The sequence below is a fragment of the Streptomyces sp. NPDC054834 genome (genome assembly GCF_053611185.1).
Window position 1 is genome coordinate 23,980 of record NZ_JBSGZV010000024.1, and the last position, 13,822, is coordinate 37,801.

The following is a 13,822-nucleotide window of genomic DNA, read 5'->3' on the forward strand; positions in this document are numbered from 1 at the left end:
CGATGACCAAATGGCCCGCTTTCTGCGCCCGTTGCTCCGGGGGACGACGTACACACGCCTGCTGCACCTGTGGGTGCCGATGCTGATCGTCAGCGTGTGGCTGTTCATCGACTCGGCCACGCCGTGGGTGCCCGCGCTGGCACTGGTTCCGGTGGGGCTGCTGATCCCGGGCGTGCGCAGGGGCGAGGGCGTGCAGGCCCACCTGCTGCTGACGCCGGGTGAGCAGGACTCGGGTATCACCACGGCCCCGTCGGCTACCTGGCGCGACCGGCTCCGCACGGTGCTGTGGCTGGAGGCGCGGATGGCACTGTCGGTCGCCGCCGGCTTCGCCACCGTCTGGCTGCCGGTCCTCGCCGTGGACCTGACCGGCGCGGCGCTCGGGCGCGTGCCCACGGACGATCCGCTGCTGCCGGTCTCGGAGCCCCACTGGGCCTACGCCTTGCTCGTCCCACTGCCCGTGATCGCCCTGTACGCCGTCGTCGTCGGCCTCGGCGAGCTGGTCACCGCCCTTGCGCGCCGGCTTCTCGGCCCCTCCCCCGCCGAACGCATCGCCGCGCTGGAAGAGCGCACCGAGCTCCTCCTGGAGCGCACGCGCATCGCGCGCGAGCTGCACGACTCGATCGGCCACGCGCTGACCGTCGCCGTGGTGCAGGCGGGCGCGGCGCGCGCGGCCCGCGACCCGGAGTTCACCGACCGCGCCCTGGATGCCATAGAGGAGACCGGTCGGGCGGCACTGGAGGACCTGGAGCGGGTGCTGGGCATCCTGCGGGAGTCGCGGCGCCCCGTGAGCAGCCGCCCGGCTCTGACGGACGCGGATCGTCTGCTGGAGTCCGCCCGCGCCTCGGGAGCGAAGGTCGACGCGGATTTCACCGGCCTCCTGGAGACGGTCCCCGGCCCGGTCTCCCGCGAGGGCTACCGCATCCTCCAGGAGGCACTGACCAATGTGCTCCGGCACGCGGGAGCCGTCCCGGTCCGCGTCCGTGTCGACGTCACCGGCGGCAACCTCGGTCTGGAGGTCCGCAATCCACTCACCGCCGGCATCCCGGGCACCGGCGTGGGCAGTGGTCTGCGCGGGATACGCGAGCGCGCGGCCCTGCTCGGCGGTCGCGCGCACACCGCCCCGGACGAAGGCGACTGGCAGGTGCATGTAGAGCTGCCGCTGCGCTGATCTACGCTGGCCGGATGCCGGTCACCGTTCTCCTCGTCGACGACGAACCCCTGGTCCGCGCGGGTCTGCGAGCCGTGCTGGAGGCTCAGCCCGACATCGAGGTCGTCGGCGAGGCGGCCGACGGCGCGGCGGTGATCCCGCTGGTCCGGCAGTTGCGCCCGGATGTGGTCGCGATGGACGTACGGATGCCGCTGCTGGACGGCATCGAGGCCACGCGCGCGGTGCTGCGCACCGTCGACAGCCCGCCGAAGATCCTCGTGGTGACCACCTTCGAGAACGACGAGTACGTGTACGAGGCGCTGCGGGCGGGCGCCGACGGCTTCCTGCTGAAGCGCGCCCGGCCCGCCGAGATCGTGCACGCGGTGCGGCTCGTCGCCGAGGGCGAGTCGCTGCTGTTCCCCGCCTCCGTACGGCAGCTCGCCGCGCGGTACGGCGGCCACGGCGACGGCGGCGATCGTGCCGCCCGGGCCGTGATGGAGCGGGCCCGGCTGACCGAGCGGGAGGCCGAGGTGCTGCGGCTGATGGCGCGGGGGCTGTCGAACGCGGAGATCGCCGGCCGGCTGGTGGTGGGGACGGAGACGGTCAAGTCGCACGTCAGCGCCGTACTGGCGAAGCTCGGGGCGCGGGACCGCACCCAGGCTGTGATCGCCGCCTACGAGTCGGGATTCGTCGCTCCGGGATGATCCGAAGGCCTGCCCGGAACGCGGGCGCCCGGCTCTCGCCGGGGTCGCGCCTGCCGAGTACCATCCGCCCCACACGGCGCACGAGCTGGGAGGACGGACGGTGGGGCGGCTGACCGGCGGGGATCCCTCGCTGCTGCGAAGGATCAATTCCGCGGTGGTGCTGCACGCGTTGCGTGCCACGGACTGCGCGACGCTCACGGAGATCACCCGGGTGACGGGGCTGTCCCGGCCCACCGTCGAGGGCGTTGTCGAGGGGCTCATCGAGGCCGGTCTCGTCGTGGAGAAGGCGGCCGAGGAGGGCGCCGCCCGGCGGCAGGGGCGGCCCGCGCGGCGGTTCCGGTTCCGGGCCGAGGCGGGGCACCTGCTGGGCCTGGAGATCGGGGCGCACCGCGTCGCCGCGCTCCTCGCCGACCTCGACGGGCGGATCCTGGGCTCCCAGGCCAAGGACGTCTCGGAGACAGCCGACGTGGACGAGCGTCTGGAGCGGCTGCGTGCCACGGTGGCCGAGCTGCTGCGGCGGGCCGGGGTCGCGCGCGGCTCGCTGCGTGCCGTGGGGGTCGGCACTCCGGGGATCGTGGAGGCCGACGGCAGGATACGGCTGGGCACCGCGCTGCCCCAGTGGACGGGCCTGCGCCTGGGCGAACGGCTCAGCCGCTCCTTCAAGTGCCCGGTCCTGTTGGAGAACGACGCCAACGCCGCCGCCGTCGCCGAGCACTGGAAGGGCGCCGCGACCGAGTCGGACGACGTCGTGTTCGTGCTGGCCGGACTGAGCCCGGGCGCCGGTTCACTGATCGGGGGACGGCTGCACCGGGGGTACGGCGGAGCCGCCGGGGAGATCGGCGCGCTGCATCTGCTGGGCCGGGAGGCGACGCCGGAGACGCTGCTGTCCACCACGCACGAGCCGCTGCATCCGCTGGACGAGCAGGCGGTCGCCGAGGTGTTCGCGCTGGCGCGCGAGGGCGACCACCGGGCCCGGGCCGCCGTCGACCGGTTCATCCAGCGGCTCGTGCACGATGTCGCGGCGCTGGTCCTCGCGCTCGATCCCGAGCTGGTGGTGATCGGCGGCTGGGCGGCCGGGCTGGACGGCGTACTGGAACCACTGCGGCGTGAGCTCGCGCGCTACTGCCTGCGGCCGCCAAGGGTGACGCTGTCCCTTCTCGGGGAGGCGGCCGTGGCGACGGGTGCCCTGCGGCTCGCTCTCGATCATGTCGAGGAGCAGTTGTTCGCGGTGGAGGGCACGGTCACGGCCCGGCGCTGACGGGGTGTCGCGGCGGTACGCGTCGCGCCCCGGGGGGTTCCGGGGCGCGAGGGGTGCGACTGTGCGAATGTGCGGCCTCGACAGCGGGCTCGGTGCTCGCCCGGGCGATCGGTCTAGGGCCAGGCCCTAGGAGGCCTGGCGCTCGGGTCCGTGGTGTATCTCCACCCCGCCCGAGTCGGCGAAGGTCAGCCGGCAGGTGTCCGCGCGGTAGGTGGCGACGGAGAGCGCCGCGGTGCGGCCCTGGGCGATGAAGTGGGTGGTGACGACGAGGACCGGGGCACCGGGCAGCCGGTCGAGTTCCCTGGCGTCGTCCGCACGGGCCGAGCCGAGTTCCACGGCGCGGTCCTGGCCCTCCAGCTCCAGGTGCTGCAGTTCGCGCAGTACGGCACGCGCGCGTGCGGGTCCGGAGGGCGCGTCGATCCCGGACAGGTCGGGGACCGAGGACGCCGGGACGTAGAGCAGTTCGGCGGCGACCGGCTGGCCGTGCGACACGCGGGAGCGGCGCACGATGTGCACGGCCTCGTCGGGGCCGGTCTCCAGCGCGGAGGCGACGGCGGCGGGCGCCTCGGCCTCCGCGCAGTCGACGGGCTGCCAGGCGTCACCGGGGGCGCCCGGCCAGGCCTGCTGCTCGGTGCCCACGGCTACGCCCACACGCGGCGGTGCCACGGTCGTACCGACGCCGCGCCGACGCTGGAGCCGTCCTTCCAGTTCGAGCTGTTCGAGGGCCTGGCGGAGCGTGGCGCGGGCGACGCCGAACCGGGCGGCGAGGTCGCGCTCGTTCGGCAGGATCTCGCCCACCGCGAACTCGGAGTCCAGTGCCTCGCTGAGCACGGTCTTGAGGTGCCAGTACTTCGGTTCCGGCACCGATTCCAGCTGCGTGGTCCCCACCCTGTCCTCCGCAATCGCCGTGGCCTCGGCGTTTTAGCGCCCTTGTTTATTAAAGGTTGTTGCACTTATCTGCGACCATAAGGCGGCCCTCACCCTTGGTCAAGACCAATCCTGGTTCGCATGGGGAACGCGGAGGTGTCCGCCGCGAAGCGTTCACACGGCGTTATCGGAGGCGGCTGATGGCTCGGCCGATCGCTCGGCCGGGGAGCGCTGCTTGCCGTCCGCGCGGAATCGGTCCGTCCGTCACATCTGCGGACCAGAATGATCGGCGGGCCGCCGACGGTCGGCGGAACGGACGCGGGAGGTGGGCCGATGCGGTACGCGGTGCTCGGTACGGGCGAGGTGGGCCGCACCCTGGCCGGCAAGCTGGTGGCGCTGGGGCACGAGGTGACTCTGGGATCGCGTGGCAAGGACAACCCGGCCGGCCTGGAGTGGGCCGAGGGCGCGGGCGTCCGGGCACGCGCGGGTACGTTCGCGGAGGCGGCCGGGGCCGCCGAGGTGGTGCTGAACGCGGTGGGCGGGCGGGTGGCGCTGGAGGCACTGGAGGCCGCGGGCGCGGGCAACCTCGACGGCAAGTTGATCGTGGACGTGTCGAATCCCCTGGCCTTCGAGGAGGGGCAGCCGCGGCTGGACCCCGTCGAGTCGGACAGCGTGGGCGAGCAGATCCAGCGGGCCTTTCCGCACGCGCGCGTGGTGAAGACGCTGAACACGGTCAACTGTCAGGTGATGGTCGATCCGGGCCGGGTGCCGGGCGAGCACCAGTTGTTCATCTGCGGGGAGGACACCGGCGCCAAGGAGCAGGTGACGTCCCTCCTCGGGGAGTTCGGCTGGCCGGCGGAGCGGGTGCTGGACCTGGGCGGCATCCGGTCGGCGCGGGCCCTGGAGATGTACCTGCCGCTGTGGCTGAACCTGTACCGGACGCTCGGGCACCCGGACTTCAACGTGGAGCTGCGCAGGGCCCGTTGACCGCTGGATTCCGTACAGGGAAGAGACGAACGGGGAAGAGATGGGGGACCCCGGGGGCTACCCGTCGGTAGCAATTGCTGACAGGCTGTCTACCCACGGCTTCCAGCGAGTCCAGACGAGGAGCAGCACCATGTCCGCCACCGTCTCCTTCCCGGTCCCCTCACCGCACGGCCCGCGAACCGTGACCGTCTCCTACGCGCGCGTGGGCAGCGGCGAACCGCTGCTCCTGCTGCACGGCATCGGCCACCACCGGCAGGCCTGGGACCCGGTGGTGGACGTTCTCGCGACCGAGCGCGAGGTGTTCGCCGTGGACCTGCCCGGCTTCGGCGCGTCCCCCGGCCTGCCGGAGGGCCTGGCGTACGACCTGCCCACGACGACCGCCGTGTTCCGCGCGTTCTGCGAGGCACTGGAACTGGAGCGTCCGCATGTCGCGGGCAACTCGCTCGGTGGCCTGATAGCCCTGGAACTCGGCCGCGAGAAGCTCGTGCGGTCCGTCACGGCCCTGTCGCCCGCGGGGTTCTGGTCCGCGACCGAGCGGCGCTATGCCTTCGGCATCCTGATGGCGATGCGCCGGATCTCCCGGCGGCTCCCGTTGCCGTTGGTCGAGCGGGCGGCCCGCACGGCGGTCGGCCGAGTCGCGCTGACGAGCACGATCTACGCCCGCCCCACCCGCCGCTCACCCGACGCCGTGGTCGCCGAGACGCTGGCGCTGGCGAACGCGACCGGGTTCGACGACACCCTCCGGTCCGGTACCGGGGTCCAGTTCACCGACGACATCCCCGGCCTTCCCGTCACCGTGGCCTGGGGCTCCAGCGACCGCCTGCTGGTGCCCCGCCAGGGCGTCCGGGCCAAGGGCATCATCCCCAAGGCGCGGCTGGTGCGGCTGCCCCGCTGCGGTCACGTCCCGATGAACGACGACCCGGCGCTGGTCGCGCGCGTCATCCTGGACGGCAGTCGCTGACCGGCGGCGGAACCCTGCCGACGCGCCGGAGCCCAGAGCGACGCCGGCACCCACGAGGGCGCTGCCCGCGGCCTGGGCGGCCCCGTAGGAGCCCGTTCCGACGAGCGGCGCGGTGCAGGCGGCGGCCACCGGGATGAGCCCGGAGAACAGCGTGGCCCGCTCCGCGCCGAGCCGCTGCATGCCCATGTACCAGCACACGAAGCCGACGACCGTGACGACCGCCGCCTGCCACAGCAGCGCGGCGGCCTCCGTGCCGTCGGGGCGCCGCAGCCAGCCGCCGCCGTCCAGGACGACTCCTGCCACGGCCGCCTCGACGGCTGCCACACCGCAGACCGTGGCGGACAACAGCCGTGGCCCGAGCGGCCGCAGGACGGGCACGGCGAGGACGGCGAAGCCAACCTCACCGGCCAGGGCGCACGCGGAGAACGCGATCCCGGCGCCGTCGGCACGCCCCCATCCCTGGACGGTGAACGCGCCCACGGCGACGAGCGACGCCCCGTGCAGAACGGCTCGCTGAGGACGGCGCCCGTCGGTGATCGGCACGACGACCGCCACCACCACGGGCGCGCAGCCCACGAAGACCCCCGGGACCGCTGGTTCCGCACTGCGCTCGGCGGCGATGACGGCGAGGTTGAACCCGACCATGCCGACCGCCGCGAGGAGCGCCAGGCGGGCCCATTGACGGGGCGCGAGCCCGCGCAGCGGTGCGCGTCCGCCCCGGCCGGTGAGCGGGAGGAGCAGCAGGCAGGCCAGGGCGTAGCGGAGGAACTGGCCGCCTGCGTAGGGGTAGTCGCCGAGGACGCTGTTGGCGGTGAAGGAGCCGCCGACGAGGACGCAGGCGAGCGCGGCGAGGAGGGCGCCGCGGGTGGTGGTGGCATTCATGACGGCGACGCTAGGAAGTCGTGCGGTCCGGTTTAAGGTCCAGTGCCATGACGACATCGGGGACCAATCCGGGCGGGCTCGTAGGCTCCGCCGCGTGGGAGCTGCTGCTCCCGGCCGCCTCGGCGCCGGCACGCGCGCGTGGCCGCTCGCTCCAGGCGGCGCTGCGCGAGGCGATCCGCTCGGGCCGCCTGACGGCGGGCACGCGGCTGCCGTCCAGCCGGGACCTCGCCGCCGACCTCGGCGTGTCGCGGGGGCTGGTGACGGAGGCGTACGAGCAGTTGACCGCCGAGGGCTATCTGCGCAGCGGCAGGGGCGCCGGGACCTGGGTGGGCGAGGCCGTGCGGGCCGCCGCGCCCCGCGCGCGTGACCTGGCGCCGCGCTCCCCGGGCGGGCGTACGGACTTCGTCCCCGGGACGCCGGATCTGTCGTTGTTCCCGCGCGCCGCCTGGGCCGCCGCGCAGCGCGCCGTCCTGGCCGAGCTGCCGCACCACGACCTCGGCTATCCCGACCCGCGTGGGCTGCCGCGCCTGCGCACGGCTCTCGCCGAGTTGCTGGCCCGCCGCCGGGGCGTGGTCGCCGACCCGGAGCGGATCGTGGTGGTCTCCGGTGTCGCCCAGGCCACCGCCCTGCTCGGCGCCGCGCTCCACGCGCGCGGGATGCGCTCGATCGGCGTGGAGGACCCGGGCAGCCCGCAGCACGTCGCCCTGTACGCCTCGGCCGGCCTGGACACCGTGCCACTGCCTCTGGACACCGAGGGCCTCGCGGTCGGTCCGCTGCGCGCCTCGGGCGTACGGGCCGTGACGACGACACCGGCCCACCAGTTCCCCACCGGAATCGCCTACTCCGCCCGGCGCCGTGCCGAACTGCTCGACTGGGCACGGTCCGTGGACGGTGTCGTCCTGGAGGACGACTACGACGGCGACTTCCGCTACGACCGCGCTCCCGTGGGCGCCCTCCAGGGCCTCGATCCCGACCGGGTGGTCTACGCGGGTTCGGTCAGCAAGTCCCTCGCTCCCGGCCTGCGGCTGGGCTGGCTGCTGGTGCCCCAGTGGCTGGCCGACGAGCTGGTGGAACGCAAACGGACCATGGATCTGGGCCACCCCGTCCTCGACCAGGCGCTGTTCACCCGCTTCCTGGAACGCGGCGACTACGACCGCCAGCTGCGCCGCTGCCAGCGCGTCTACCGCGAGCGGCGGAACGTCCTGGTCGCCGCGCTGGCGGAGCACTTCCCGGACGCACGGGTCTCCGGGATCGCCGCGGGCCTGCACGCCATCGCCGAACTGCCCGAGGGGTACGGGCCGGAGGAGGTCTTCACCGGGCGGCTCGCCGCGGCCGGTGTCGTGGTGCGTCCGCTGAGCGCCTGCACGCACGCGCGTGCCGACGACCGCGGGGTGCGGCTGGTCCTCGGGTACGCCCACCTGTCACCGGCACGGATCCGCGAAGGCGTGAAGCTGATGGCGGAGGCCCTGGCCGGCTGACGGCCTGGGCCACGGGACGACGGGACGACGGGCCGACGGGCCGACGGGCCGACGCAGAGAACGGGTTCTGGAATCGCACGCCGGTTCTCCTCCGCCGACGGCCAGTTGTTCACTTGCGGTTTCCGTGCGCGCTGCGGCGCCCCAGTAGTTGTGGCTCTGCACACTGGCCGGATCCCGTCCTGGAGGCCCCGCATGTCCCACCGACCCTTCCCCGGCCGCCGCAGCGTCCTGCGCGGCTCCCTCGCCGCGTCGGCGGCCCTGACCCTGCCCACCGCCATCGGCGCGGCACCGGCCTTCGCCCTGTCCGGGCGGCCCGAGGCGGACTGGGGCGTGCAGGCGGGCGACGTGACCTCCGACTCCGGTCTGGTGTGGGTGCGCTCGGACCGGCCGGCCCGCATGATCGTCGAGACGTCGGCCACCGAGTCCTTCCGCAACCCCCACAGATGGCACGGCCCGCTGCTCGGCGCCGACACCGACTTCACCGGCACCACCCGGCTGCGCGGACTGCCGTCCGGCGAGCAGATCCACTACCGCGTGCTGCTCGCCGACCCGGACGACCCGCGGCGCACCGGCGCACCGGTGGCGGGCACCTTCCGCACCGCCCCCGCCCGGCGGCGCCAGGGCGTGCGCTTCGTCTGGTCCGGGGATCTGGCCGGACAGGGCTGGGGCATCAACGAGTCGATCGGCGGCTACCGGATCTTCGACGCCATGGCGAAGGTGGACCCGGACTTCTTCCTGTGCAGCGGCGACAACATCTACGCCGACGGCGTGATCTCGGCGACGCAGGCCCTGCCCGACGGCAGCCTGTACCGCAACATCACGACCGACGAGAAGTCCCACGTCGCAGTCACGCTGGACGACTTCCGCGGCAACTTCCGCTACAACCTGCTGGACACGGCGCTGCGCCGGTTCAACGCGCAGGTGCCGAACGTCATCCAGTGGGACGACCACGAGGTCCGCAACAACTGGTACCCGGGCGAGGTCATCGGCACCGGCACCCCCTACCCGGCCGGCACGAAGCTCGACGACCTGGCGCTGCGCTCGCGGCAGGCCTTCTCCGAGTACTTCCCGATCTCCACGATCAGCGGACGCCCGGACGGCCGGATCTACCGTGTCCACCATCACGGTCCGCTCCTCGACGTGTTCGTGCTCGACATGCGCACGTACCGCAACGCCAACTCGCCCGACAACCAGACCACCGACCCGCAGGGCATCCTCGGCCGTGAGCAGCTGGAGTGGCTCAAGCGCGAGCTCGGCCGGTCGCGTGCGGTGTGGAAGGTCATCGCCGCGGACATGCCGCTCGGCCTGGTCGTGCCCGACCCGGTCGAGGGCAGGGCGAACTTCGAGGCCGTCGCGCAGGGCGACCCGGGCGCGCCGCTCGGCCGCGAGCTCCAGATCGCCGAGCTGCTGCGGTTCATCAAGCACCGGCGGATCACCGGCACGCTGTGGCTGACCGCCGACGTCCACCACACCTCGGCCCAGCACTACGACCCGTCGCGGGCCGCGTTCAAGGACTTCGAGCCGTTCTGGGAGTTCGTCTCCGGCCCGCTCAACGCCGGCGCCTTCCCGGCCAACGCGCTCGACGGCACGTTCGGCCCCGACCGGGTGTTCGTCAAGGCGCCGACCGCCTCGAACGTGTCACCGGCCGAGGGCTACCAGTTCTTCGGCGAGGTCGACATCGACGGCGACAGCGGCGAGCTGACGGTCCGGCTGCGCGAGTACGACGGCACCGTCCTGTTCACGCAGGTGCTGCGGCCGGGCCGGGTCGGCCAGTAACTCCCGTACGCTCTTACCCTGTGCCGCGCACCGGAGTCATCCCCCGGTGCGCGGCGCGCTTTCCCGGCCCCAAATCGCCACCTGGACCTCTCGGCGGCCGACTTCGCGCAGGCGCTGCTCCGGGTGCGGCGGGCGGACCGTGCGGCGGCCGCTTCGGCGGCACAGCGGGCGGCGGCGCTCGGCACGGCCGAGAGGGCGAGGCTCTCCGACTGGCTGGCCGCCGAGGGAGCCCTCCTGCCCTCGGCCGGACGGCGGACCTCAGGGGCGCGCATACTCGTGGAGTTCGGGGAACTCCACGAGCTCCAGGTCGGCTTCCCCGCGGAGTTCCGCCCGCTGGGCCGACCGGTGACCGCCTTCGGTGAGCGCTGGTACTGCTCCCACTGCCCCCCGCTCGCCGAGTCCGGCGGCGAGGCGGGTGAGAGCGTGCACCTGTGCCTGGCGTACGGGCTGGGCGCGCGGCATGCGGAGGACCGGCTCGCCGCCGTGGACGCGTTGCTGGTGCTCGCCGCGCGCGGGCAGCTCGACCCGGCTCGGCTCGGCGCGGACCTCGGGCAGTTGATGCGGCGCGGGGCGGTGAAGCCGGTGCGGCTGGCCGAGTCGGCGCGTTCGGCGGCGGCCACGGGGGCGAACGCGACGATCTGGTCCACACTCCGCCACGCCCTGCCCGTGCTGCTCGCCGACCTGGCGACATCGGGCCCGGCGGGGGCTCTGCCGGCCCGCGGGCTCGGGGACCTGCTGGCCGTGGCCGCCGACTGCGCCGAGCGGACGGGAGCCTGCGACCCGTGCCCCACCTCGACCGGATCGCCGCCCGGCCAGGCTCGTCGCGGCTGATCGGTGAGGCGCGCCGGCTGCGCGGAGCGCTGGTGACGGAGGCAGCCGCATGAGGAGTCATAGAAAGAGCAATAAAAAGGACAGAAGCATGCTTTACCCATCAGTCACAAAGCGTTCGTGATCACGCAACACCGTTCCTTCACAGTGGCTGCATGACTCGAGACATGTCTGATGTGACGCGTGCGAAGGACGGACGTCCGGTGCACCACTGGCGGCGGGACCTCGTCGAACTCGCCGCCCTGTTCACGGCCGTCGCGGTGGCGGACGGAGTGGCCAACCTGATCGGGCACGGACCGGACGGCCCGGTGCTGCTGGTGATCTCGGCGATCGCGCTGGCCGCGACCGCGGGGTTCCACACCTGGTGGGCACGGCGCCACGGGCACGCACCGCCGACCGGTGATACCGGTGCCCGGCCGTCCGCCGTAGTGCGGCAGGCCGGGCCGTCCGCCGAGCCCGCGGCGACACCCGAGGACGTGGCCGGGGCGAGCACGCTGTGGCGGATGCGGACGACGGTGAAGGACGAGCCGGGTTCGCTGGCCCGGCTGTGCACGGCGCTGGCCGGACAGCGGGTCGACATCCTGAGCCTCCAGACGCATCCGCTGGCCGAGGGCACCGTGGACGAGTTCCTGCTGCGGGGCCCCGGCGAGCTCGCGGCGGCCGAGATCAGCCGGGCGGTCTCGCGGGCCGGGGGCATGAGCACCTGGATCGAGCGGGCGGACGCGCACGACCTGGTGGACGCGCCGACCCGGGTACTCGGCCTCGCGGCCCGCACCGCACTGGACGCGGCGGAACTGCCGCTTGCGCTGCGACAGTTGCTGGGCCGGTGCACCATCCGTTCACTGCCGGCCACCCCGGTCGGGGGTGGGCGCGGCCCGGAGGCCGTACCGGTCGAGGGGGTACTCGAGGAGACCGTCATGCGGTTGCGGGCGCCGGAAGGCGGAGTGATCACGGTGGAGCGGCCGTATCTGCCGTTCACGCCGACGGAGTTCGCCCGGGCGCGGGCGCTGGTGGAACTGGACGCCCGGCTCGGTCCGCGCATCCCGCACAGCCAGGACGTGCTGACGCTGCCCGAGGGCAACGCCATCACCGTGCGCCGGGCCGACACCCGCGACCTGAAGACGGCGAAGGCGATGCACGAGCGCTGCTCGGCCCGGACCCTCGGCATGCGGTACCACGGCCCGGTCGGTGACGCCGACCGCTACCTCAAGCACCTGCTCAGCCCCCGCTTCGGGCGGACGCTGGCCGTGCAGACCACGCCCGGCCGCGTCGTCGGCCTCGGTCACCTGCTGTGGGACGGCGACGAGACGGAGGTCGCGCTGCTCATCGAGGACGAGTGGCAGCGGCGCGGCGTCGGCGCCGAACTGCTCGGCCGGCTGGTGGCGATGGCCGTCGAGGCAGGCTGCGCGAGCGTGTACGCGGTGACGCAGGCCTCCAACACCGGCATGGTCGCCGCGATGCGCGGACTGGGCCTCCCCCTCGACTACCAGGTCGAGGAGGGCACGCTCGTCATCACCGCCCGTCTGGACGCCACCCCGGTCGTCTCGCGCCTGCCCTACGACGGCGAGGCCGTACAGCGGCCGTCCGGCGGGCGGACCTCCCGGGACTGACGTCCGGCCGCCCCGTGCACCGAGGCACGGCCCGTCCCGCCGGGCCGCGCATCGGTGCGCGGCTCAGCCCACCGCCTGACGGTGTCCCGCCTCAGCCGGACACCCCGCCCGCACTCCGAGGGCCCGGTCCAGGTCCGCCCACAGGTCCTCGACGTCCTCCAGCCCCACCGACAGCCGCAGCAGCCGGTCGCCGACGCCGGCGCCCCGCCGGTCCTCGGCGTCGACGATGCGGTGGCTGATGGACGCCGGGTGCTGGATGAGGGTGTCGACGCTGCCCAGGCTCACGGCGGGCGTGATCAGCCGTACCCGCGCGATGACCTCGTGCGGGTCGCCGTGCACCTCGAACGCGATCATCGCGCCGCCGATGCGCGGGTATCGGACCCGGGCCACACGCGGATCGGCCCTGAGGCGGCGGGCCAGCTCGTCGGCGTTCGCGGAGGCGGCCCGCACCCGCACGGGCAGGGTCGACAGCCCCCTCAGCAGCAGGTAGCCGGCCAGCGGGTGCAGGACGCCGCCGGTGGCGAACCGCACCTGCCTCAGCCGCCGCGCGAATTCTTCGTCGCAGGCCACCACGCCCGCCAGCACGTCGCCGTGCCCGCCGAGGTACTTGGTGGCGCTGTGCAGCACCAGCCGGGCGCCCTGCTCGGCCGGGCGTTGCAGCACGGGCGTGGCGAAGGTGTTGTCGGCCAGCAGTGGCACGCTTCCGCAGGCGTGGGCGATGGCGCGCAGGTCGAGCTCGGCGAGGGTGGGGTTGGCCGGTGACTCGACCATCACCAACCCGGTGTCGGGGCGCAGCGCGTCGGTGATCCCGGCCGGGTCGGTCCAGGTCACCTCCGTGCCGAGCAGACCGGCGGTCAGGAGGTGGTCACTGCACCCGTAGAGGGGACGTACGGCGACGACGTGCCGCAGGCCGGTCGCGCCGCGGGCGAGCAGGACGGCGCTGAGCGCGGCCATGCCGCTGGCGAAGGCGACCGCGGCCTCGGTGCCCTCGAGCCGGGCCAGGGCGGTCTCGAACCGGGCCACCGTCGGGTTGCCGAGCCGCCCGTAGACCGGCGGGCCGACGGGCTCGGCGCCGTCCGTGGCGAAGGCGTCGATGCGGGCGGCCTCGGCGCGGCTGTCGTAGGACGGGTAGGTGGTGGACAGGTCGATCGGCGGGGCGTGCAGTCCCTGCCGGGCGAGGTCGTCACGGCCTGCGTGCACGGCCTCCGTGGCGAGTGCTCTCGACGTGGTGCGCGCGTCGTCGTGCGCGCGGATGCTCGCTGAGTCCATGGGCGGAAGAGTGAACACCGAACGGTTCTCGGGTTGCGTACTCCGTGTTACGTTC

Annotated in this window: 10 protein-coding genes and 2 pseudogenes; 9 read left to right on the forward strand and 3 right to left on the reverse strand. The window is 73.8% G+C overall.

Annotation, left to right across the window (positions count from 1 at the left end):
- The first annotated feature begins 10 nt into the window (after positions 1 to 10).
- The 3 genes from ACWGJM_RS28300 to ACWGJM_RS28310 all read left to right on the forward strand — a co-directional run bounded on the left by ACWGJM_RS28300 (position 11) and on the right by ACWGJM_RS28310 (position 3,109).
- Positions 11 to 1,168, forward strand: coding sequence for a histidine kinase (locus ACWGJM_RS28300; RefSeq protein WP_453414542.1), 1,158 nt, complete (start codon positions 11 to 13; stop codon positions 1,166 to 1,168).
- 14 nt (positions 1,169 to 1,182) lie between these two features.
- Complete coding sequence (locus ACWGJM_RS28305) at positions 1,183 to 1,851, forward strand: response regulator (RefSeq protein ID WP_453414543.1); 669 nt, start codon at positions 1,183 to 1,185, stop codon at positions 1,849 to 1,851.
- Positions 1,852 to 1,951: 100 nt separating this feature from the next.
- A complete protein-coding gene (locus ACWGJM_RS28310; RefSeq protein ID WP_453414544.1) occupies positions 1,952 to 3,109 on the forward strand; it encodes an ROK family transcriptional regulator in 1,158 nt (385 codons plus the stop codon).
- Between the two features lie 126 nt (positions 3,110 to 3,235).
- Here the strand turns inward: ACWGJM_RS28310 and ACWGJM_RS28315 are convergent, their stop codons facing one another.
- Entirely contained in the window at positions 3,236 to 3,997 is a 762-nt protein-coding gene (locus ACWGJM_RS28315) for a GntR family transcriptional regulator (RefSeq protein WP_453414545.1), read from the reverse strand.
- 312 nt (positions 3,998 to 4,309) lie between these two features.
- Here ACWGJM_RS28315 and ACWGJM_RS28320 point away from each other — a divergent pair, with 312 nt between their 5' ends.
- Both ACWGJM_RS28320 and ACWGJM_RS28325 read left to right on the forward strand, forming a co-directional pair.
- Positions 4,310 to 4,963, forward strand: coding sequence for an NADPH-dependent F420 reductase (locus tag ACWGJM_RS28320; protein ID WP_453414546.1), 654 nt, complete (start codon positions 4,310 to 4,312; stop codon positions 4,961 to 4,963).
- Between the two features lie 130 nt (positions 4,964 to 5,093).
- Positions 5,094 to 5,924, forward strand: coding sequence for an alpha/beta fold hydrolase (locus ACWGJM_RS28325; RefSeq protein ID WP_453414547.1), 831 nt, complete (start codon positions 5,094 to 5,096; stop codon positions 5,922 to 5,924).
- A 525-nt stretch (positions 5,925 to 6,449) separates the two neighbouring features.
- Here ACWGJM_RS28325 and ACWGJM_RS28330 read toward each other — a convergent pair.
- Positions 6,450 to 6,863 (reverse strand): annotated as a pseudogene (locus ACWGJM_RS28330) (EamA family transporter); the annotation flags it as partial.
- Here ACWGJM_RS28330 and pdxR point away from each other — a divergent pair.
- From pdxR to ACWGJM_RS28350, 4 genes and pseudogenes are all read left to right on the forward strand, one after another.
- Entirely contained in the window at positions 6,854 to 8,284 is a 1,431-nt protein-coding gene (gene pdxR / locus ACWGJM_RS28335) for a MocR-like pyridoxine biosynthesis transcription factor PdxR (protein ID WP_453414548.1), read from the forward strand. The pseudogene ACWGJM_RS28330 and the gene pdxR overlap by 10 nt on opposite strands.
- 192 nt (positions 8,285 to 8,476) lie before the next feature.
- Positions 8,477 to 10,060 carry an alkaline phosphatase D family protein gene (locus ACWGJM_RS28340; RefSeq protein ID WP_453414549.1) on the forward strand — a complete coding sequence of 528 codons (1,584 nt, stop codon included), beginning with the start codon at positions 8,477 to 8,479 and terminating at the stop codon, positions 10,058 to 10,060.
- Between the two features lie 87 nt (positions 10,061 to 10,147).
- Positions 10,148 to 10,944: pseudogene (locus tag ACWGJM_RS28345) on the forward strand (DUF6493 family protein); the annotation flags it as partial.
- Positions 10,945 to 11,055: 111 nt separating this feature from the next.
- Complete coding sequence (locus ACWGJM_RS28350; RefSeq protein WP_453414550.1) at positions 11,056 to 12,498, forward strand: GNAT family N-acetyltransferase; 1,443 nt, start codon at positions 11,056 to 11,058, stop codon at positions 12,496 to 12,498.
- Positions 12,499 to 12,561: 63 nt separating this feature from the next.
- Here the strand turns inward: ACWGJM_RS28350 and ACWGJM_RS28355 are convergent, their stop codons facing one another.
- Positions 12,562 to 13,767, reverse strand: a complete 1,206-nt coding sequence (locus ACWGJM_RS28355; protein WP_453414551.1) for a trans-sulfuration enzyme family protein — start codon at positions 13,765 to 13,767, stop codon at positions 12,562 to 12,564.
- Positions 13,768 to 13,822: the final 55 nt, after the last annotated feature.